This window comes from Kribbella sp. CA-294648 (assembly GCF_050943845.1).
In the GTDB taxonomy this organism is placed as follows: domain Bacteria; phylum Actinomycetota; class Actinomycetes; order Propionibacteriales; family Kribbellaceae; genus Kribbella.
In genome coordinates, this window is the sequence record NZ_CP191981.1 from 5044020 (window position 1) to 5066379 (window position 22360).

Sequence of the window (22360 nt, forward strand, 5' to 3'; positions counted from 1 at the left end):
AGTGCGGATGAGTCTTTGGGATGACACGCCTGCGTCGGTGAAGAACGGCGGGGCGCTCGACGCGCTCGAGCCGGTCCTCGACAGCGTCGACACACCGACCCAGGAGGACCGCGTCGAGGACGACGGGTTCACCTGGCGGATGTGGAAGACCACCGCCGGCGGCGATCTGCCGCTCAGTCTCGATCCGGCGACGGGCTCCTTCAGCCGCAGTCCTGCCGCGGTGAACAGCACCGGTACGCCGATCACCTTCCCCGATCCGCGGGTCGGCATCGAGTTCGCCTTGCGCCTGGACGCGCCGGGTGGCGATCCGGACGGGACCGTGCGGCTGGTCGTCGAGACGCCGCGGGCGATCGCGCGGTTGCCGTTCCTGCGCGGCGCGAAACTCGACGCGCAGGGCCAGTTGCGGGCGGATCCGGCGAACCCGGATGTCCGGTTTCACCTCCCTGCGTTGAAGATCCGGCTGTTGCGGCCGGCCGGGCAAGGACTCGAGGTGAAGCTGCTCAGCAGCACGGTCGGTGGGCGGCCGCCGCAGGACCAGATCTTCGACTTCATCCGGATGGAGCCCGCGCATGCGTTGATCGGTCCGGGCGAGGTGGTCGGTTTCGCCTTCCGCAGCGCCACCCTCGACCTGACCGGCGACGCCGGCCCGGCCGGCGTACCGGCGAATGCGCGGACTCAACCGACCGACTGGCAAGGCCTGTATCTGCCCGAGGTCAGGCTTTTCGTCGCACCGACCGGGCTTGAAGGCCTCGCGGTCAGTGCCGGCGTCCGCGACCTCTGGATCGGGCTCGGTCAGCATGCCGGCGTGACCGGACTTTTCGAGGCCGAGGTGGTGAATCGCGGCCAGTCGCCGACGGTCCGGCTGGCGTTCCAGGGTCCGGCCGGCGAGTGGTACCCGGTATCGGACACCGACCCGATACCCAGCCCGGTCGAACTGCCCGACAGCGCCACCCTGTACGTCTCGGCCGGCGGCGGACTCGCGCCGTACACGTATCGGATCACCGTCGACGGAGGCGACCCGACCACGCTCGACCGGCGGACGATCCTGCTCCCCGCCAGCGGGACCATGACGCTCGACGTCAAGGTCACCGACGCCGGTCTGCACGAGCTGATCAGGACCCTCACGGTTCGGAAAGCGACTGCCGCGCCGACCATTCCGCCTCCCCCGCCAGGTGGCGAAGTCCTACCGCGAACCGTGACCACGACCGGTCACCGGGTGATCGTGACCGCGCAGACGGCCAGCCACGCGACGGTCAGGTTGAGTCCGGACGACGGCGGCGACATCGCCTGGTCGTGGCCCGGCGGTTCCGCGAACGGCGACACCGCCGAGCTCCCGGTGGCCGCCGGCGCGACCGTGACGGTGACGGCCACCAGGACGGTCACGCCGGCCGCGATCGAAGCCTTCAGCGCCTACATGTTGTTCGACCATCCGAAGACGACCGAGTTCCCCACTACTGCCAGCACCAACTGGACAACCGTCGAGGGCAACCTCCGCACCTCCCCCGCGTCGTCCAGTCAGAACTGGGGGAACGCGCAACCGTTTCTCGGCCCGGACTCGCGGGCCCGGCTGGCGCAGATCCCGAAGTCGACACCCCTGGTCGTCGAGGGTTTCGCATCGTTCGAGGGTGCGACCGATCCCGGCAAGGTCGAGCACAACCTCGAGCTCAGCCGGCGGCGACGGGATGCCTTGGTCCAATTGCTGAAAACGGAGTTGGGGTTCACCGCCGTGACTCCCGGTACTGCGCATGGCCAAGGCGCCGCTGCTGCCGATGCCACACCCCGCTCCCCGTCTTGGTGGCGAGCGACAGCAGAGCCGGCGCTGACAGATCCGATCACCGAAACCGTCACCGCGGAGCTGACTCGCCCGGCGGCCGCGACCACCACCGAGGTCGACCCCGAACCGTCCCGCCCGCTGGTCCCCGACTGTTTCCGCAAGATCGGCGTCCGGGTCGAGCTGATCCGCGGCACCTTCGTGCGGGCCGAGATCTACGGCGAGTTCGACGTCCGTACCGCGGCCGAGGCGCGACTGGACGAGCACACGGACGAGGAACTCCCGGCCAGAACCAACCCGAGCGACGGAATCTGCACGTTCCTGGTCCGGCTGAAGGTCGCCGAGGATCGCTCGTCGTGGGAGACGAGCGCCGAGTTCCGCGCCATCGAAGGCGATCTCGACGGCCTCGCCAAGGTCGAGCGAGCAGCGACCGGATCGAACACCGCACTCAACATCCTCGGCGCCGTCTCGGCCCTGTCGCCGCTGCTGGCTGCGGTCACGCCGCCCAGCCCGACAGCGGGCGAACTCGTGCCGCTCGTCGTTCTCGGCAGCGCCGCGGTCGGCCTCGGTGCCGGCGGCCAGATCCAGACCCAGTACGTCGTACTGCGCGGCGGTCAGCTCGTGGTCACCGACGGACTCGTCGACCCGGCCACCGGCAGCGGCCCGACCACCACCCAGGTGAGCGTCCTGCTCGATCTCGAAACGGCCTTCTCGTTCGACCTCGGGTTCATCAAAGTCGATCCGCAGAAGCCGATCGTGACCCGCTACCAAGCGGTCGGCCTCCGCAGCACCTGGGACACCGAGGACAACGGCGATGGGACGGTCGAGTACGTACCGCTGCCCGTCTTCGACCCGAGTCGCGGCTACACACTCGACGTACCGGCCGGGTCGCTGATGGCCGCGCCTCCGCTGGACTCCCTGCTCCGGGTGCTCGGCGTCCGGGTGAGCCGGCTCAATCCGACGTACCTCGAAGTGGAAGTAGGACTCGGAGTCGATCTCGGCATCGTGACCGTGGACACCGTCCGGGTCCGGCTCCGGCTGGACGCATTCGAGACACCACAACTCACCAAGCTCGGCGCCACCCTGGACATCCCGGGCGCGATCCACGGCACCGGGTATCTGGAGATCACCGACCTCGGGTTCAAGGGCGCATTCGATCTCACCTTCCCGTCCATCGGGCTGCGAGCGAGCGCGACGCTGGCTTTGGAGAGCCGGGCCGGGACGACCGGAGTACTGGTCGGTGCGGAAGTCGAGTTCCCGGTGCCGCTGCCGTTGGGCAACTCGGGTCTGGGGATCTTCGGGTTCCTGGGCGGTGTCGGGGTCAACTACCGGCGGCTCGAGCAGACCGGCGTACAGGCACCGGCCTTGAAGTGGCTGGAGAGCCAGCTCACGCCGGCTCGCGGGTTCAGCGTGATGCACCCGGCGGGCTGGGAGCTCAACCCCGGCAGCTTCGCGATCGCCGCGGGCATGATGCTCGGCACCGCCGAGGGTGGTTTCCTCATCCACCTCAAGGGGATCGTGCTTGTCGAGGTCCCCGGGCCGCGGCTGATGCTGGTGATGAAGGCCGACGTGCTCAAGCTGCCGCCGGTGCTGAAAGCGCAGACCACCGCGACCTTCCTGGCCGTGCTGGATCTCGACTTCGGCCGCGGCACGATCACGATCGGCATCGTGGCGGAGTACAGCATCCTGAAGCTGCTGAAGATCCGGGTGCCGGTGACCGCGTTCTTCCACCTGTCGCAGGCGCAGAACTGGTTCATCGACCTGGGCACCTACACCGACCCGGTGACGGTCTCGATCCTCGACGTCTTCCGCGGCACCGGCTACCTGATGATCCACGGCGACGGCACCACCCTGGCCAATCCGAAGCTGCCGATCAGCACCAACGGCCTGGCGATCGCGGTCGGCTTCCACCTGCAGTGCGTGCTGATGGGCAGCAAGTCGATCGGCCTGTACTTCGAGGTCGCGGCGGGATTCGACGCGCTGATCTCGTTCGAGCCGTTCGGCCTGGGCGGCATGATCTACGCCCGCGGTGAACTGCGGCTGTGGATCGTCGGCATCTCGGCGCGGGCCGAGCTCACCGTGCTGGTCGGCCGCCGCGGTGACACCGACACCACCAGCATCATCGGCCGGGTCTGCGGCAAGGTCGAGTTCTTCTTCTTCGACGTAGAAGGCTGCGTCAAGCTGGAGATCGGCGGCGGTCCCCCGGATCCACCCACACCGCCGGAGCTGGTGGCCGGGGTGAAACTCGTCAGCCGGTCCCCTGCCCTGGTCGAGGGCAGCGCCACCGATCGAGCGGTCGACGGCGCCTTGGGTGACGCGGCCGCGAAGGCCGACGACCCGGTGCCGACGGTGCCCCTCGACGCGGTTCCCGTGGTGCTGTTCAAGTCGGCGCCGATGGTTGCTCCCGGCAACATCATCCTCGGTGGCGAGGCCCGCGGTACGTCCGGAGCCGGTGCCGACCCCTGGGTCCGGCACGGCGACAACTGGTGGCGCTTCCAGATCACCGGCGTCGAACTGACCGGCGACCTGCAACCCGATCCGCCCGCGGGCAAGACTCCGGCGACCTGGTGGGCCCGCAACCCGGCCGGGCAGTCCCAGCTCGACCCCGCCCTTGCGCTGCTCAGCTGGTTGCCGACCCCCGCACCACGGGCCGTCCCGTACGGCGAAAGCCTCACCACCACGGTCAAGGACCGGTGGGGACACATCTGCAGCGATGCCGCCCGACCCGCGCCCGTGCTGTGGACCTTCGACAACAAGCCGACCGGCCCGAGTCCGGCCGGCTGGCGTCTGACGGGCGTCCCGTGGCCGGACCAGCCGGGCGACTTCCGCAGTACGCCGGTCGACGCCAAGCTCGAGGTCACCGAGACCTGGCGGACGCACCACCCCGTCGCGGATCTCTTGCAGGGCACGGAGCCCGCGGTCGTCGTCGGGGACTCGGTGCCCTGCCCGACCGGCCGGATCGATCACGTCGACTCGATCCAGGTTTGGCAGAGCGGCAACCCGCTGACCTTCAGCAACGCCGCGCTACCGATGAACGGCGAGGCTCTGCAAGAGGTTGTCGACCTGTTGGCGACCGGTACTTCGCTGGCCGACGTCGGCGCGGCCTGGGTCGAAACCGCTTGGGACAAAGGCCTTTCCGACCAGCCGCTGGGATGCCAGGGGCGGATCCTGCGCTCACCCTCGGGTGACCAACCCGAGCCCGCGCCGTACGGCACCGAGGATGACCGCGAGGTGATCAGGAAGGTCTGGGAGGAGACCGGGTTCCGGCCGTCGGACTTCGGCAACACCTTGCGGCTCACCGTCGACGGCGGTCTGGAGGCGCTCGAGCTGCTGCTTCTGGTGTCCGAGCGGATGCTCAACGAAGGGTTGTTCGTCACCTGCCGCGACAGCGACGGCTCGGTGGTCGCGCAGCAGCCGGTGACTCCGGACAGCATGGTGACCTCGAGCAACCCGTTGCCGGGCGAGTGGACCGATTCGGCCGGTCCCTGGGCGAACCCGATCGAGCGCGCCGGCCGGATCGCGGCCCGGGTCGTCGCCGGGGAACGCGACCTGCTGCTGTGTCGCGTCGTCGTCGACCTACCAAGCACCGTCGCCGCAGTGGAACTCGGTGCCGACCGCCGCGAGAAGTCCCTGACCGGTACGCCGTACTGGCTGCTGGCCGCCGCCGGGATCACAACCGTCGAGCGATGGCGCTTCGACTACGACAGCCAGGTCATCACCACTGATCGCGATCTACTCGAGTCGACCATCACGCAGGACCCGACCGACGTCGCGCTCCTGGTGCCGTCGGAGTCCTACACGGTCACGGTGAAGTACCGCGCGCAGTCGGTGGCCGGCGAGAACAAGCCGCCGGCTACCGAACCGGAGAACTGGGGAACGGAGGCCCAACGGACCTACCGGTTCGCGGCGGACGGTCCGGACGAGGTACCGACTGATCTCGGGCCATGGTTGCTGGCCACCGCTCCCGCGATGAACGAGACCGGCATCTTCTGCGCCGAACCGATCCGGATCGCGCTCGCCACCCAGAACGTCACCGCCTTGTTCGACGCGTACGGCGAGGAGCTGCGCGTCAGCGTGCAGGCGTCGTCGGGATTCCATCCCGAACCGCCTGGTGGCGGTCTGCCAGGTGCCTCACTCACGTTGCCCTACCAGCTGACAGGCCAAGGTGGAGTGATGGGCGCCCTGACCCCAGCCCTGGGTGCAGTGATGACCCCATGGCAGCAGGCAGTGACCGAGCTGCTCGACGAGCTGCCCTGCACCGATGGCAGCGGCAGCAGCACGCACGGCACGATCCTGGAGCTGCCCTACGACCTGCAGCCGCTCACCGACTACCTGGTCGACATAGAAGCCGTCCCGAAGGGGGCAGCGGCCAACGCTCACGGCAGACGCGTATTCCGCGTCGGCTTCACCACCTCCCGCTTCAACACGGTGTCGGACCTGGCCAGACTCGTACTGCTCGCAACCCGCGCCCACCGCCACGTGCCCACACCTGCCGCTCTGGCCACCCTGCCGGTCGCACCGGCTGGTGCCGTACTCGATACGACGTACCAGGCCGCAGGACTCGCGGTACCGCAAGTGCCCCGCTATCCCGCGGTGGAAGTGCTGTGGTCCGGGGAGGCCGTGCCGCAGCCGGTTGCGGTCGTGGTGGAGTGCAGCGAGTCGATGTGGCGCTCGCGGCCGATGCCTACTGTCGTTGCCGGCCCACCAGATCCATCCGCCGGCCCTGGTCACAAGTGGTGGGCCGCAGTCGAAGCTGACTGGCTGTCGCTCCAGCCGAGCACAGCCGCACCTGCCGTCGGCGATCTACCGAGGGCCGGCATCACCCGGCTGGTCAAAGGCGCCGGCGGCACCCGGGCCGTTGTCCTGCTGACTCCAGGCTCCCGCGGCACCGAGCTGCGGCTGGACCTCGTACTCGCCGGTGACGCACTCGCCGGTACTCCGGAACAGCGGGCCGAGGCCTTGCGGATCGCCCTGGACCGAGCGCCTTGGGAGGTGGAGGACTGATGGCTCGTCGAATCGCGTGGCCCTACTGGTTCCGGGCCGAGGCCGCCAAGGTTCCCTGGCCGGTCATCGCCCAGCAGCACCTGCAGCAGATTCGTCAGCACCATGTGGTGGTCGACGATTGGCTGCTGGAACACCTGAAGTCCATCCGGGAGAAGCGGCCCACCGAGATCCAGCTGCGGTGGAGCTGCGCCAAGGAACTCGGCGTACCGGCTGAGCCGTTCATCGTCTGGCAGCGGCCGGGGCGGGACGACGAGCCGGAGCGAGCCGACTTCGACCAGTTCCCGGTCAAGGGCGGCCTCGGGCTGTCCTGGGGCAGAGTCGCGTCGTACGTCGAAGTGGAGTGCGATCCGATCGACCCGGCTCGCCCGGTCGGGCTGCTGGTCACCCGGGGTGGTCTGGGGCTCGACTCCACTGTGGGAGCGGCCGCTGTCAGCAGCGTCAACGGTGCTCGGGTCCGGCTCGTTGTCCGCTGCCCGGGTGGCACGAGAGCGCTCCTGGTCAACGGACACAGTCCTGACCTCCGGATCGAGCTACTCCAGCAGGTGCTCGACAGCGACGAGTGGAAGCCACTCGAACGAGTAGGTCTGCCGGTGGACGAGCCCTGGCTCGGTACGTCGTACGAGACCGGGCCGCAGGGGCTGTTCGACAACCTGGTCGACCCGGTCGAGGCAGCCCTGCAGCGACTCGAGCGAGGCGGTCCCCCGGTCGGCTGGTACCCAGTCACCGCCACCGGTCGTACTGCGCCCCTGTGGTCTCCACCGGACTACAAGATGTTGCTCAAGGAGATCCGGAACGAGACGCTGCCCCGGATCGAGCGGATCTACCGCCCGGCCCTTCCGCCGTACGAGCAGCAGAACGTCCTCGACAGTGGACCCGTCGACGGCCCGAGTGGCTCGTCCCTGACGGCGACTGCCGAGTTGCCGTCGCTCTCACTGCTGACCCTCCCGGCCAGTGCTGACCCGTTCCTGGCGCTCGGTCTTGGCTTCGGCACGAGCTACCTGGAGGAACGCACCCACGACCTGCCGGGGGTGGGTGGTGACGACCTGATGGTCACCGCCGAGTACTCGGACACGCCCAACCGGATCGGTCCGGTCACGATGGCGGCCTACCTCCCGTCCTTCCCGCAGCACGCCAACACCCGTACGCCGGTCAACGTCGCGGCCGTTCGTGACGGGCTGGTCGCGCCCGCAGTACCGGATCAGGCGTGGCGCGAGACGGTCCGCATCTCGTGGTTCCGGCCACCCGCGACGGCAGCGCTGGGCCAGGGAACAGGCGGGTCGCTGGCTCGCTTCGAGTCGCCGGCCGACACCACTGCCGAGTGCTTGCTGCCGCTACGGCCAGCGGGCGACTTCCGGCCGCTGCTACCGGTTCCCGACGGCCCGGAGGATCACCAGGACTTCCGCCGGACGAGCATCGTCGATGCCGCTGCCGAGATCCCGATCGGCAGCGGCGGCCGCAATCCCGGCTATCCGGTCGCGGTGCAGGACGTCTTCGGAGTCTGGTCGAAATGGGAGGACGCGCTCTACGCCGGCGACGAACCAGCACCTCCCCGGCCGCGCATCATCGCGCTGGCGCTGAGGTCCACCTTCACCGGCTCGACCTCTTGTCCCGCCACGCTCGAAGTCGAGCTCGCGGTGAGTTGGGAAGACCGTACGCCGGTCGCGGTCGACCTGCGCTTGGTCCTGTTCCCGATGGCGTCGCCGACCAGCGGCCCACCGGTCGGAGTCACGCCCTTTGGTGCTGCGCCGGCTGGTTGCTTCCGGCGGGACGTGTCTTTGAGCTTCGCGGGTCAGGAGTTGCAGGGTGGTGCCGGAGTACAGGTTGAACACCTGGATTCGGCGGGCGAGAACGTCGTACCGGCTGGGTCGGCGCAGGGGGAAGAAGGGCGTCGGTACAGGTTGCAGATCTCGGTACCTGTGCTGGACTTCGGGGTGACGGCGCGCTGGGGTGCGGCGCTGTGGACGCGGTCTCACCTTCTGATCGGAGTCACGTCCGCCCTGACACCAGCCCCGGCGAGTCCGGCGCTGACGAGCGCCGCGTCACCGGTACCGATCGCGCCGATTCCGCCGCCTCTGCCGCCCGGTGTTCCGATGGGAAGCGCGCCCGACGCGCAGGGCTGCTCGCATGCCCGCGTGCACTGGTCCGTACCGGCCGGCGCGCAACTCCAAGCGGAGAAGGGAATCATCGTCTGGGAGATCGCGGAGACGGCGCTTCGCCAGTCCGTCGGTCTGCCGCCCAGAGCAGCCGAAGGCACGCTGCCAGGCGTCCGCCTGCAGCAACTCTGGGACTCGTACGACGCTCTGTCGGCCGACCGCCGCAGGTCGATCTTCCGCCGGCTGCTGGTGCTACCCGGGTCGGCTCGCGAGGCGGACGTTGCCCTGCCCAAGGGATCGACGGACATCCACCTGTTCACCGTCACGACGCTCTCGACTTCGGGGATCGAGTCGGCCTGGCCGGGCGGAGCGCCTCCGCACGAACACCTGCAGGCGGTTGCTGCCCCGAGACTGCGGCGACCGGCGGCGCCCGTCGTCAATTCGGTCATCGGTGCCGCCGGCAGCGTCGCACTCACGCTGACCTCGGCGAGCCGGGTACCGGTCCATGAGTTCCGGCTGTTCCGGACTCGCTCCGAGGTGGCCGCGCGATCGTTCGAGTCGATGGGACCGGCGTTCGCCGTCGTACCGGCACTCCCACCGGGTGCTGGGCAACCGCCTGACCCGGTCACGGGCGAGCTGACCTACACAGCCAGCTGGACGGGCGGCTTTGCTCCGTCCTGGGACGACTGGTTCGTGCGCGCCGTCGCAGTACCGGTTGAGGCTGTTCCGGTCGAAGCGGTGCGCGGCCTGCCGTCGACGGCCTGCGAACCGGTTGTCGTGACAGTCCTCCCCGGAACCGCGCCGGACCTGGCCCCGCTTCTGGCCACACCCCTCGGGACGGGCGAGCTGATCCGGTTGACGACCTCCACCTCCGCCCCGGCCCGTGCGGTTGCTCTGGGCAACCATCGGGTGTCGGTCGCAGTACAGGGCGCTGCCGGTGTGCTGGACGTTGCTCCTTTGCCGCTTCAAGAGGTAGCGGAAGGACCGGTTGCCGGGCCGCCGCCGGCCAACGCCGATCCGGGGGTGGCACTCTTCCGCGGACCGCGCGCGGCCGGCCGGACACCACTCGGCCTCTGGCTCACGCGCCCCGACAGCGGACAGCCGGTCGACGTCTCGGTGCGGCTGGTCGACCCGCTCGGCCGGCTCACCGAACAGCGGATCACCGTCGCGGCCTTCGTCGCCGAACCGCCGAGCCTGGACGTGCTCGACGTCTTCACGATCAGCAATCGCGGCGTGGTGGTGCGACTGCGCTCGGACGCGGACGTCGAGGCCCAACCGCCTTATATCCTGGCGGTTCAGGCTCAGCGAACCCGCCGCCCGTTCCCCATCGGTCCACTGCCGCCGCCGGTCAGGGCCCGCTTCGAACTGGACGACCTGCCGACCCGCCCGGGCCCGTTCCCGAGCGCGGACATCATCCAGGCGGTCCGGACCACCCAGAACCCACCGCACGAGTACCAGCTCCTGATCCGGCTGGTACCCCCGATGGTCATCACCTTCGTCCTCCGCGCCCCCGACGGCGCCCAAACCCAGGAAGTCGTCGAGGTGCCCTAGACGGAGTCGGAGACGGTGAGGCGGGCCTTCAGGTTGTTCAGTGTCAGGTGGCCGGCGAGGACGCCGCCGAGGGCGATGACGACCACCAGCCAGGTGGGAGCGCCGAGGTCGATGGCCGCCACGATGGCGAAACCCTCGAACAGCGCGATCAGGGTGAAGCCGAGGTGGTCCAGGTAGCCGGCCGACGGCGGGTGGCCGGCCGAGGGACGGGTTCGCGACGCCTGGATCGCGCGCCACATCATGTAGCCGCCCAGCACGATGAGGCCGGAGAACACCACCCGCTCGGTCGTGCTCATGTCTACCCAGCCGACCGACACCGAGATGACCATGAAGACGTCGAGTGCCGCGATCCCCCAGAAGTAATACGGAAACACGGCCTGCCGCCGTACTGCGAAGCAGCCAGTGACGAACGCCACCACCCCGGAGGCGGCGTGCAGCACGATGAACACGGTATGCCACATGGTGGTGGCCTCCTATCAGGAAGAGTGTTGTCTGAGTCGGTGCCGGGTGGCCCATTGGGCGACGTGAACCCGGGACGGTACACCCAGCTTCCGCATCGCGTGCCGGACGTGGTTGATGGCCGTCCACTCCGAGATCTGCAAGGTGCTGGCGATCTGGCGGTTGGTCATCCCCTCGGCGACCAGGACGACCACTTCGCGCTCCCGGGCGGTGAGAGCGGCCTCGAGCAGCGCATCGGACTGTTGTTCGTGGCCGGCGCCCGCCGCATCCTCGACCGGGGTTTCGACGACCCCGACCTGTTCGTCGAGCAACGTGGCGAGTGGCAGCGCCTTGCCGGCGATACAGGCATTGTCGAATGCGACATCGCCGAGCCGGCCGCGCAGGTTCTGCAGGGCGCGATCGACAAATGGGAGCACTTCCGCGCAGGCGAAGCTGTGGGTCTCGGCGCGCATGGAACTCGCCGCCGCCAGCAGACGTACCGCGGCCAGATCGGTGGCCGGCTGTTTGCGACCGGCCAGGACCAGGCCCAGGGCCTCCAACGCGAACGGCGTGTCAGGGTCTGTGCCCATGTCCACGACACCGGCCGCCGCGGCGCGGCAGGTCCGTTCCGCCTCCTCCTGATCGCCACGCCGGAAAGCGATCAGGCCCGCCAGCGCGCGGATGTTCCGGGTGTTCCGATCGTCGCCGTGCGCCTCCACCAACGGCAGGGCGAAGTTCACCGCTTCGTCGGCCGCCGCCACATCGCCGCGACTCAGCGAGATCATCGCCAGGTCGACCAGGACGACCGCCGCCCCGCGCCGGTCCTCGGCCCCCCGCCACAGGGTGAGGCTCTGCTCGCACAGTTTGCGGGCCTCGGCGAACTCGCCGCGGATCCGGGCCAGGTTGCCGAGGTGATTGACGGCCGCCGCCAGCCCGGTCAACTCGCCGAGCTGGCGATAGGCCTCCGCGGCCCGGCCTTGGTAGTCCTCCGCGGCCTGGTAGTCACCGACGGCCGCCGCGAGCGTCCCGGCGGCGTGCAGCGCATCGGCGTACCGGCGGCCCTGCTTGGGGACGGACTCGTCGGCGAGCGCCTCCTCCAGGAGTTGCAGGCCCTCGCGCAGGCGGCCGTGTCCGAACATGAACCGCCAGAGCCCGGTGGCGAAGATCAGCGCGCCGTTCGCGTCACCACGGGCCCGCAGCTGCCGGTACGCCGCGCGCAGGTTGGACAACTCGCTGACCAGCCGCGCGGCACACGCCGCATGCCGGGCTCCGGTCAGCTCCTTCTCCGCCGCGGCCACCACACCGAGGAAGTAGTCGGCGTGCCTGCTCCGCACGACCTCCTCGTCGTCGGTGTCTCGCAACCGTTCGACGCAGAACGCCTGGATCATGTGCAGCGGATGGAACCTCGGCTCGCCGTCGACGCCGACCGACGTCGTCAGCATGCCCTTGTCCAGCAGGGATTCCAGCAGGTTCTCGACCTCGTCCTGGGAGAACCCGGCGACGGCCGTCGCGGCGGCGACACTGAAGCCGTCGGCGAAGACGCCCAGACTGGTGAGGAGTTTGCGTTCCTCGTCGGTCAGCAGCTCGTAACTCCACAGGATGGTCGCCCGCATCGTCTGCTGACGCGGCGGCACGTCCGCCAGCCCGCGGCGCAGGATGTCGATGCCGTCCCGCAACCGGGCCAGCAGGGCGCGAGGGCTGAACAGCCGGAGCCTCGACGCGGCCAGCTCGATCGCCAGCGGCAGGCCGTCGACCAGCCGGCAGATCTCGGCGACGTCAGCGACGTTCTTCGCGGTCAGGGCGAAGTCGGGCACGACGGCCCGGGCACGCTGGACGAACAGCGCGATGGACGGAATCTCCGCGATCTCGGTCAGCGGCACCTGGAGCGAGCTGACCAGGGGCAGTGGCAAGACGGGGTAGAGCCGCTCGCCGTAGATCTGCAGCGGTTGCCGGCTGGTCGCCAGCACGGTCAGGCCGGGGCATTCCGGGAGCAGGAAGCTCAGCAGGTCGGCCACCCCATCGGCGACATGTTCACAGTTGTCCAGGACCAGCAGGACGTCGCGGTCGCGCAAGCAGTCGCGCAGATCGTTCGCGGGCTGGGTGTCACTGCCCGAGGCGGCCCGGCAGGCCGCGGCGACCGCGCCGGGGACCTGGGCGGGCTCCGACAGCGAGGCCAGCTCCACCGGCCAGACGCCGTCCCTGAAGGCCGGCCGCACGTCCCCGACGACGGCCAGCGCGAGCCGGGTCTTGCCGGTACCGCCTGATCCGGTCAGGGTGACGAGCCGGGCGGGGCCCAGGACGATCCGCTGCAGCGCGGCCCGTTCGCTGTCACGACCGACCAGCGGTGTCGGCGGCGGCAGACCCACGGCCCAGTGCGCCGTGGACCCCGAATCGATTGCCGGTGAATGTATCAAACCTTTGACCTGACGGTCTCCACCGATGCTATTCGTGCTGCCTGTACCGCGCCCCCCGGACATGCTCCCCCATATTGTTTTCCAGATATGGCGTCTATATGCACGTTAACAGTAACCGGGGCCGCCAAGACTAAACGGTCGGCAAACGTTCAGGCCGAATTCACAATAGTTGATCACTGAATAAGAAATTACCGCTCAGTTTAAACTGTGGAAGAAAGGGTGTACCGCGGACGGATGAGCGCCATCGCCTCCCGCCAGACCGCGGCGGCAGCGTTCGGGGTCGGCACGGTGGCCAGGATTGCGGCGATGAGGGTGTCTCGGTGTGCGTCCGTTCGTCCTGGTCCGACCGACAGGGGAATGACCGCGCGGACGGCCGGCAGCGCGGCGATCTCGTCGAGGCCTTCGACCTTCTCGATCTCCACTCCGACCGGATGGTGCGGGCTCACGAACACCGCGTGCCCGGTAAACGACGGCAGCTCGCCGCTGTCGAGGCCCAGCGCCGCCTGACCCGCCCGGGCGATCAGGTTCACGCCCGACACCATCGGGAAGAGGTACGGCAGCGCTCCGCCGGCCCGGCCGTTCACCTCGATGATGCGCGGTCCGTCGGCGGTGAGCATCAGCTCGGTATGCGCGAGGCCGCAGGACAAACCCAGCGCGCTGAGCGCCTGATCAGCCATCGCGAGCACCTCGGTCTTCTCGCCGGCACCCAGTCCGGACGGCAGCATCATGCCGGTCTCCAGCACCGGCGGCGCGGTCGGGAACCGGTCGGTGACCGCCAGATGGGTCACCACGCCGTTGACCGCGACCGACTCGACGCTGACGTACGGCGCGAAGGCCGGGGTGGCCCTGGCCGGATCGCCCACCAGTACTTCCTCCAGGATGAACTCGGTCCCGGGGTCCACCGCTCCGCCGGCCCTGGCCGCGTCGTCGAACGCAACCGCAACTCGGTCGGCCAACTGGTCCGGCGCGGTGACGATGGAGGCAAGGGCGCCGCCACTCCCCCGGGTCGGCTTGAGGATCGCCGCCAGCGGGACCTCAGCCAGGGCTGCCGGTACGTCGTCGGCGCTTGCGAGCCGGGCGAAACGCGGCGTCGGAACCCCGGCGGCGGCCAACGTACTGCGTTGAACGTACTTGTCGCGGAAGGCCGCCATGGTCGCGGGCGGCTGTCCCGGCAGGCCGAGCCGATCGGCGACCGCAGCCGTCGCCTCGACCAGGTCGTCGGAGAAGGTCAGTACTCCGTCCACTCGGTGCTCGGCCGCGTATGCCACCGCGCGGTCGATCAGGCCGTCGCTGTGTTCGGCGATCACCACAGTGGCCGGCAGGTCGTCGTCGAGCCGATCGGCACGCGCGTCGAGGATGTCGGCGCTGGTGGCCACCACGACATCGCCGACCGGCCGCAACTGCTGCACGGTTTCGGTGACCCGGATCCCCCGGGTGCCCAGCAGGAGCATCACAACAGGTCGCACGGGAACCTCCTGGTTTTCCAGCTCATTCGGCCGGTTCGGGGACGAGTTGCCGGCCGGAGCCGGCGTCGGCGACGACGATCGCCGCCATCGGGCAGCACTCCGCCGCACTCGCGATCGCAGTCGCCGCAGCGTCGTCCGAGTCGACCAGGGCGGCCCGCGGCCGCGATCGACGGTCGGGCCCGAACTCGAAGTGGCCGGGTGCCACCCCGAGGCACATTCCACTGCCGGTGCACGCGTTCTGGTCGACGGTCACCTTCCACCTGGCCATCACACCGACACCATGAGTTTCACCTCGTACTGCCGCAGCCACAGCTCGATCTGGGTGAGGTAGGCCAGCGCCATCCGTTGCATCCATGCGGGTCGCCGGCTGTCGCCGTCGATCAGGGCGATGACGCGTTCGGCGTCCAGCAGCGGCCCGATGGTCGACTCGCTGCCGAGCAGCGATCGCGCTGCCGCACGCACGGCCGCGTCGTACTTCGGATCGGGTGCGGTCGGGTACATCGTCTTGGGCCGACTGACGAGTTCGGGCGGCAGCAGTCCGGCGGCGACCCGCCGGAGCAGGCCTTTCGGCGTACCGTCGATCGCTTTGGTTGCCCAGGGCACGTTCCAGAGGTACTCCACCAGCCGGGTGTCGCAGAACGGCACCCGGACCTCCAGACCGACCGCCATGCTCATCCGGTCCTTGCGGTCGAGCAGCACCGGAAGGAAACGGGTCAGCGCGAGGTACGACACCTCGCGCATTCGCCGGTCGGAGCCCTGCTCGCCAGGCAGCCGGGGCACCTCGGCGAGCGCTTCGGCGTACCGGTCCGCCGCGTACTCCCGCGGCCGCAACCGTTCCTTCAGCCCCGGCGCGAGGACGTTGGCGAAGCCGGTGTCGTCGAGGTTCCAGGGGAAGCCGTTCCGGGCCACCGCCTGCTCGTCGTGGAACCACGCGTAGCCGCCGAACACCTCGTCCGCGGACTCACCGGACAGCGCCACCGTCGAGCGGCCGGCGATCGCGTCGAACAACAGATAGAGCGAAGCGTCGAGCTCGCCCAGACACGGCAGATCACGCGCGCGGGTCGCCCGCTCGAAGGTGCCCAGCAGATTCGGTACGTCGAGCACCACGTCGGTGTGCTCCGACTTGATCTGCTCGACCAAGGTCCGGACGTACGGCGCGTCGAGGGCCGGCCGGTTCGCGTCCGCCCGGAAGTCGTCGGCACTGCCCGCGAAGTCGACGGCGAACGTGGACAGCGCCCCGGCCGCTCGACTGGCCAGCACCCCGATGAGGCTGGAGTCGAGACCGCCGGACACCAACGCACACAGGGGTACGTCGGAGACGAGTTGGCGGGTCACCGCATCCGAGAGCAGGGCGCGAACCGTCTCGACCGTGGTGTCGAGGTCGTCGGTGTGTCGGGCGCTGGCAAGACGCCAGTACGCGCGAGACTCGACGCCGTTGCGGTCGAACTCCAGCACTGTGCCGGGCCGTACCTCGCGCAAGTCGCGCAGTACTCCGCTGCCCGGCGTGTGCGTGCCGAACATCGCGAACAACTCGAGCACGCCCTGGTCGTCCAGCGCGGCTTCGAACACCGGACTCGCCAGCAGTGCTTTGGGCTCGGAGCCGAAGACGATGCCCTCGGCGTAGAGGTAGTAGTACAGCGGTTTGATGCCGAGCCGGTCGCGGGCGAGCAGCAGCCGCTGTGTCTCGTCGTCGAAGATCGCGAACGCGAACATCCCCTCCAGGCGCTCGACACAGTCCGCGCCCCACTCGAGATACGCCCGCAGGACGACCTCGGTGTCCGATCGGGTGGTGAAGTGATGGCCACGGGTCCGGAGCTCGCTGCGCAGCTCGGCGAAGTTGTACACCTCGCCGCTGAAGGTGAGGACGACCGGCCGGCCCCCCGGTTGCCGGTGCGCGACCATCGGCTGCGCGCCGCCTTCCACGTCGATGACGGCCAACCGGCGGTGACCGATCGCAGCCTGTTCGCTGAGCCAGGTCCCGCCCGCGTCCGGGCCACGGCAGGCAAGTGTGTCGGTCATGGCTTGCAGGACGGCCGGCTCGCTGGCGAGGCGCCGCTCCCAGTCGACCCATCCGGTGATGCCGCACATGGCTAGGACCTCCCAGGTTCTGTCACGGGTCTCATCGGGCCGCGTATCCGCCGTCGACCAGCAGGTCGGTACCGGTGATGAAGGACGCGTCGTCGGACAGCAGGAACAGCACTGCAGCAGCAACCTCGTGCGGTGTCGCCATCCGCTTCATCGGTGTGGCGGCGACAAAATCGCTGACGAACTGCGCCGGTAAGCCGGTGGTCATTGGCGTCTCGACCATGCCGGGAGAGACCGCGTTGACGCGGATACGGGCATGCGCGAGTTCGACGGCCGCCGCCCGCGTCATCGCGGCGACCGCGCCCTTGGCGCCGTGGTACGCGAACGCTGCACCGGAACCGATCTGCCCGAACACCGAGCACACGTTGACGATTGCGCCGCGTCCGGCCAGGTGCATGGACGGCACGGCGGCTTGCAGGCCGAGCCAGGTGCCGCGCTGGCAGACGTCGACGACCTGATTCCACTCGGCCTCGGTGACGCCTTCCAGGCCGTGGATCCCGAGCACGCCGGCGTTGTTCACCAGCAGGTCGGGGTAGCCGAAGGACCGGCGTGCGGTTCGGGCGAAACGAGACCAGGCCGCGGCGTCGGTGACGTCCAGCTCGGTCGCGACGACCCGACCCGGAAAGTTGCCCGCGGCAAGCTCCTTGGCTACCGCTTCACACCGCCCACGGTCGATATCCCCCAGTACAACGCCGGCGCCGGCGCCCACCAGGAGCTCGGCCACGGCCCGGCCGATGCCACTAGCCGCGCCGGAAACCAGAGCCACCCGCCCCGCCAGACCGTTTGTGGTCACCAGGAGTCCTCCGGGTCGTTGCGTCGGGCGGGTAGCCAGGCGAGCGCTGCGGCGTACCCGGCGGCGTGGCTGAGAGAGACCCGCGGCACCGGCAACCCGAGCTGGCGACGCCACTGCTCGACCTCGCCGCTCAACCGGACCGCGGGTCGGCCAGGTGGCGTCCGCAGGATCTCGATGCTCGACCACGGCACCGGTCCGGGCCAGCGCAGCGCCTCGGCGATCGCGCGTTTCGCGGCCACCCGAGCCGCCACGTGCTCACCGACCAACTCGAGGTCGAGGCAGTACGCCAGCTCGGCCGGACTGACCAGCTGCGACCAGCTCGGCTCCGCCGGCGCCTGCATCGCGGATACCTGAAAGATTCCTTTCACTGTGACGGCCAGGGGGTCAGCAGAACCGAGGCGTATGTACCGCCCCAGTTGGCCGCCGTCACGAGTGCGGCGCGGCCGGCGGGATCGTGGTCGGACCCGACGTACGGTTCGAGCCCGGGCAACGGGTCACGCAGCCCGTTGATCGGTGGAACCCAACCGGTCCGCATGCTTTCCACCGCACTGAGCACCGACATCAGCGCTGTCGTGGAGTGGATGTGACCGACCTGCCCACTGAGGTTGGCCAGCCGGGTCGAGCCGGCCGGGAACACCGCCGCGACCGCATTCGCCTCGGCCCGATCGATGGCCGCCGTGCCACGGGCGTCGCCGTACACGACACCGACATCCGCGGCGGTCAGCCCCGAGTGGGCCAGCGCGTTGCGGTGGCTCTGCGCCCATGCCTCGCCGGACGGGTCGTTGCCGGCCACCCGGTAGGCGTCACCGGTACCGCCGTGCCCGCGGATCTCCGCGAGGATCGTCGCTCCCCGCGCCTGCGCGTGTTCCAGCGACTCCACCACGAGCGCTGCCGCGCCCGCGCCGATCACGCATCCGCTGGAGTCGCGGTCGTACGGGCGCACCGCGTCCGACGAGAGCAGTCCGAGGTGGTCGTAGCCGAGATGGAGCAGCGGGGTGAGTTCGTCCGCGCTCACCGCGGCCATCACTTCGGCTTCGCCGCGACGTACCAGGTCGGCGGCGTAGCCGAGGCCGGCGACCCCCGACGCGCAGCCGATCGCGAGCGTCGACAGCGGACCTTTGATCTGTAGTGACAGACAGGCGTGCCCGGGCGCCGCGTTCATCACCGAGTTGGGGAACAGGCGCGGGCTGACCCGGTGCGGACCTTCGCTGCCGATCGTTTCGGTCAGCTGCGCCACAGTTTCCAGCGGGCCGGTGAAGGTACCGAAGACCATGCCGACCTGCGTGGCGTTCTGCCGGGTGATCTGGTAGCCGGCGTCGGAGAAGGCACTCCGGGTCGCCGCCAGGACCAGCAGCCCGAGCTGGTCGAGCCGGCGCGCGTACGCCGGATTGATCCAGCGCCGGTAGTCGTGATCGGTGATCTCGGCCGTGAGCCGGCTCGCGGACTGGCTGGTGTCGATGCTCGCCGCCTGGCCGATCCCGACCTTGCCGTCCTTCAGTGCGGTGATGAACCCTTCGCGCCCGAGGCCGATGGGCGAGACGATCCCGGCACCGGTCAGCACCACCCGGCGGTCGGGCCGGACCGGCGCTTTGCCCGGCGTACGACCCAGCACCAGCGCGCAGTTGTTACCGCCGAAGGCGAACGAGTTCGACACCACGACGTCGAGCTCGGCGGGTCGTGACCGGTTCGGCACGATGTCGTGGCCCTGCTTGGCGGTGGCGCTGTCGTGGATCGCTGCCTCATCGACGTTCACCGTCGGCGGCAGCACCTGGTCGCGCAACGCCATCGCGCAGACGGCGGCCTCCAGCGCTCCGGCCGCACCCAGCATGTGCCCGACCTGCGACTTGGTGCTGCTCATCGGCGGAATGCCGGTCGCACCGAAGAGCGCGCTGACGGCCTTGGGTTCGGCGCTGTCGTTGGCCGGCGTACCGGTGCCGTGACCGTTGACGTAGTCGACGTCGCCGGCCTCGAAGCCCGCCTGCTCCAGCGCCCGCCGCATCGCGCGCAAGGCACCGCTACCCACCGGATCCGGTGCTGTTGCGTGGTGCGCGTCGCTGCTGAGTGCGTAGCCGAGGATGTACGCGAGCACCTGCGCGCCACGTGTCCGGGCAGCTTGCTCGGACTCGAGGACCAGCATGGCCGCGCCCTCACCGATGTTGAGACCGCTGCTGCGGGAGTACGGCGCGCAGGGCTGGTCGTCCAGCGCTTTGAGGCTGTCGAATCCCGCCAGCGAGAGGATGTCGAGTACGTCCACGCCACCGGCCAGCATCACGTCGGCCCGGCCGTCGCGGATCGCGTCGATCGCCCAGCCGATCGAGTTCGCACCGGCCGCGCACGCGTTGGAGATCACCACCTTGGGCCCCTTGAGCCCGAAGGCTGCGCTCACCGCATCGGTCGAGGTGTACAGCGGATAGGTGAGCAGATGATGCCGCGAGGCCGCTTCAACCCGGCCCTCGCCACGCAGCAACTCCCAGTGGTACTGCTCCCCCGCGTCCAGGCCGCCGACCGACGTACCCATCGCAATGCCGACCCGGTACGGATCGAGTGAGGCGATGTCCAGCTTGGAGTGCTCAATGGCCTCGGCCGCCGCGCCCAGCGCCATGCCGATCGCGCGGTCGACCCGGCCCCGGCCGCGCTGCGGTGGTACGGGTATCTCGGCCACCTCACCGGAGTACTGGCAACTCAACGGCGACGTGTCCAGCCGGCGGGTCCGCCCGATCCCGGTCGCACCATCGCGTACTCCGGTCCAGACGGCCTCGGTGCCCGTTCCGAGCGCACACGTCATCGCGACGCCCGTGATGGCGACGGCTGTCGGCGGTGCCGGCTCACCGGCTGGGCTGACCCCCGTAGTGTTCATGGGTTACTCCTCCTGCGGCTGCCGCCGCTATTCGAGCGGTACGCCGAAGCTGGTCGCGACGAGGAACGGCGCGGCGACGGTCTGGACCGGGTGGTTGAGCTCGTCGAGGGTGAAGTCGATCCCGGCCGCCGCGACCTCGGAATCGACACGGGCGGTGCCGATCACCCGGGACAGGCGCGGCGAGTAGACCGCGTGCGTGACGGCTCCTACCTGTTCACCGTCGATCGTGAGCGGCGTACCGCGCTCGGGGGCCGCCTCGAGCCCGTCGGCGGCGAGCCAGCAGACCGGGCGCCGGTCGAGTCTGGCCTTCCACTGCGTGGCCAGGGCTTCCTGGCCGGTGAACTCGTGGCCGAAATCGACCATCCACTGCAGGCCGACCTCGAACGGCGTCACGCCGTCGGCTTCCCGCTCCAGGTTCGCGAACCGCATCTCCATCCGGCAGATGTCCACCGCGTCGAGTCCGGCCTCGGCGGCACCGAGGCTGAGCAAATGCTCGCGCAGTTCACCGCCGGCGGCGGCCGGCACGTGCAGCTTGTAGCCGTACTCACCGGTGACGCCGGAGCGGCTCACCAGCAACTCCAGGTCGTCGCGCCACGGCGTCGTGACGAAGCTGGCGTAGGACATGGAAGAGATCGGGAACGGCAGGAACTTTTGCGCGATGGCCGGCGACTGCGGACCCTCGATACCGAAGACCCGGAACTCCTGGGACACGTCCTGGACAGTTACGTCGTGCGTCCCGGCTGCTCCGGCGGTGGTCAGGTGCTCCACCGCTGCGGACGCCTGCGCGGGCCACACCTCGACGAGGTAGTCGGCGTCGCGGCAATGGATCAGTGCCTCCGCAAGCACGGTGCCGTCCTGCTTCAGCAGCAGGGCGGCCGAGATCTGGCCTTCGAGCAGGAAGTCGACGCTGCGGGTCGAGACCTGGCCGAGGAACGCGGCTGCCTCAGGGCCGCCGACCCGGATCAGGCCGACGCCGGTGTAGTCGACGAGGCCGCACGCGCCGCGCAGCTGCTCGTACTCTGCGTCGGTGCCGGAATAGACGTTCTGCATCGTGCTCTCCTTCATTCGCTTTCGTTCCGTTCGGTGACGACGAGCCGGGTCGTCATCACGACGTCACGGCCGACCGATGCCTGTCCGGTCACCGACATCAGGCTGCCCATCCGGGGACCGGTGTGCGCGCGGATGACCACCTGGTCGCCGGGCAGCACCGTGCGCAGGAACTTCGCCTGCTTGATCTCGGCCAGGTAGCCGACCCGGTCCGCGACGTCGGCGACCAGCTCTCCGGTGGCCCGCGAGGCCGCCGCGCTGCCGTAGATCACCGCGGCGAGCTGGGCCACGCACTCGACCAGCAGCACGCCGGGATAGAGCATCCGGCCCGGGAAGTGCCCGGCGAGCACGGGATCGGACGAGGTGATGTTCTTGATCGCCTCCGCGCGGACGCCCGGCTCGACCGAGATCACCTTGTCCAGCAGGAAGAACGGGTACCGATGCGGCAGCAACCGGGCGATGTCGTCGGCGGTCAGGCCGTCGCCGGCCGGTGGCCGGTCTGCGGTCTGTTGCCCGAGGGCTGGGGAGCTCATGATCGGTTGGCCACCACGTGGTCGACGAGACGGTTCAGCGAGAGCAGGCTCTCGGTGTCGTCGTCGGTGATCACCACGCCGAACTTCTCCTCGACCGCCATCGCCAGCTCGAGGGTGTCGATCGAGTCGAGCTCCAGTCCGCGCCCGAACAGCGGCTGGTCGTCACCGATCATCTCGGCATCGACCGTGAGGGCGAGCCTGTCCACCAGCAGGTGTTTCATCTCACCGCACAGCTCCTGGCGGGCCTTGACCGCCTGCTTGGTCTCTTCCAGCGTTGCCACCATCTGGCTTCTCCTGTCGTCGTTGTC

The 22360-nt window shown here is 69.5% G+C and carries 13 protein-coding genes; 2 read left to right on the forward strand and 11 right to left on the reverse strand.

The genetic code is table 11. From position 1 onward, the window contains the following. Positions 1–7 precede the first annotated feature (7 nt). Together ACQPYM_RS23955 and ACQPYM_RS23960 are read left to right on the forward strand one after the other, a co-directional pair. Positions 8–6775: a DUF6603 domain-containing protein gene (locus tag ACQPYM_RS23955; protein ID WP_433003831.1), complete on the forward strand. Its 6768-nt coding sequence runs from the start codon at positions 8–10 to the stop codon at positions 6773–6775. Continuing rightward, entirely contained in the window at positions 6775–10419 is a 3645-nt protein-coding gene (locus ACQPYM_RS23960) for a hypothetical protein (protein WP_433003834.1), read from the forward strand. Before ACQPYM_RS23955 ends, ACQPYM_RS23960 begins: the two co-directional genes overlap by 1 nt. Here ACQPYM_RS23960 and ACQPYM_RS23965 read toward each other — a convergent pair. From ACQPYM_RS23965 to ACQPYM_RS24015, 11 genes are all read right to left on the reverse strand, one after another. Beyond that, positions 10416–10880 carry a hypothetical protein gene (locus tag ACQPYM_RS23965; protein ID WP_433003837.1) on the reverse strand — a complete coding sequence of 155 codons (465 nt, stop codon included), beginning with the start codon at positions 10878–10880 and terminating at the stop codon, positions 10416–10418. The genes ACQPYM_RS23960 and ACQPYM_RS23965 overlap by 4 nt on opposite strands. Positions 10881–10895: 15 nt before the next feature. Continuing rightward, positions 10896–13223: a LuxR C-terminal-related transcriptional regulator gene (locus ACQPYM_RS23970; RefSeq protein WP_433003840.1), complete on the reverse strand. Its 2328-nt coding sequence runs from the start codon at positions 13221–13223 to the stop codon at positions 10896–10898. A gap of 248 nt (positions 13224–13471) precedes the next feature. Continuing rightward, positions 13472–14737, reverse strand: coding sequence for an ATP-grasp domain-containing protein (locus ACQPYM_RS23975; protein WP_433003843.1), 1266 nt, complete (start codon positions 14735–14737; stop codon positions 13472–13474). Positions 14738–14759: 22 nt separating this feature from the next. Next, positions 14760–15005 carry a ferredoxin gene (locus tag ACQPYM_RS23980; RefSeq protein WP_433003846.1) on the reverse strand — a complete coding sequence of 82 codons (246 nt, stop codon included), beginning with the start codon at positions 15003–15005 and terminating at the stop codon, positions 14760–14762. Continuing rightward, positions 15005–16825, reverse strand: coding sequence for an asparagine synthase (glutamine-hydrolyzing) (gene asnB, locus ACQPYM_RS23985; protein WP_433003849.1), 1821 nt, complete (start codon positions 16823–16825; stop codon positions 15005–15007). The genes ACQPYM_RS23980 and asnB overlap by 1 nt, the downstream gene beginning before the upstream one ends. A gap of 31 nt (positions 16826–16856) precedes the next feature. Next, positions 16857–17615: an SDR family NAD(P)-dependent oxidoreductase gene (locus ACQPYM_RS23990; protein ID WP_433003852.1), complete on the reverse strand. Its 759-nt coding sequence runs from the start codon at positions 17613–17615 to the stop codon at positions 16857–16859. After that, positions 17612–17956: a hypothetical protein gene (locus tag ACQPYM_RS23995; RefSeq protein WP_433003855.1), complete on the reverse strand. Its 345-nt coding sequence runs from the start codon at positions 17954–17956 to the stop codon at positions 17612–17614. Before ACQPYM_RS23995 ends, ACQPYM_RS23990 begins: the two co-directional genes overlap by 4 nt. Positions 17957–17979: 23 nt before the next feature. Next, on the reverse strand, positions 17980–20472 hold the full coding sequence (locus ACQPYM_RS24000) for a beta-ketoacyl-[acyl-carrier-protein] synthase family protein (protein ID WP_433003858.1): 2493 nt from the start codon (positions 20470–20472) through the stop codon (positions 17980–17982). A gap of 27 nt (positions 20473–20499) precedes the next feature. Then, positions 20500–21522, reverse strand: a complete 1023-nt coding sequence (locus ACQPYM_RS24005) for a glycine cleavage T C-terminal barrel domain-containing protein (protein WP_433003861.1) — start codon at positions 21520–21522, stop codon at positions 20500–20502. A gap of 11 nt (positions 21523–21533) precedes the next feature. Beyond that, a complete protein-coding gene (gene fabZ / locus ACQPYM_RS24010) occupies positions 21534–22052 on the reverse strand; it encodes a 3-hydroxyacyl-ACP dehydratase FabZ (protein WP_433003864.1) in 519 nt (172 codons plus the stop codon). Further along, positions 22049–22336 (reverse strand): phosphopantetheine-binding protein, encoded by a 288-nt coding sequence (locus tag ACQPYM_RS24015; protein WP_433003867.1) that lies wholly within the window; start codon positions 22334–22336, stop codon positions 22049–22051. The genes fabZ and ACQPYM_RS24015 overlap by 4 nt, the downstream gene beginning before the upstream one ends. Positions 22337–22360 lie beyond the last annotated feature (24 nt).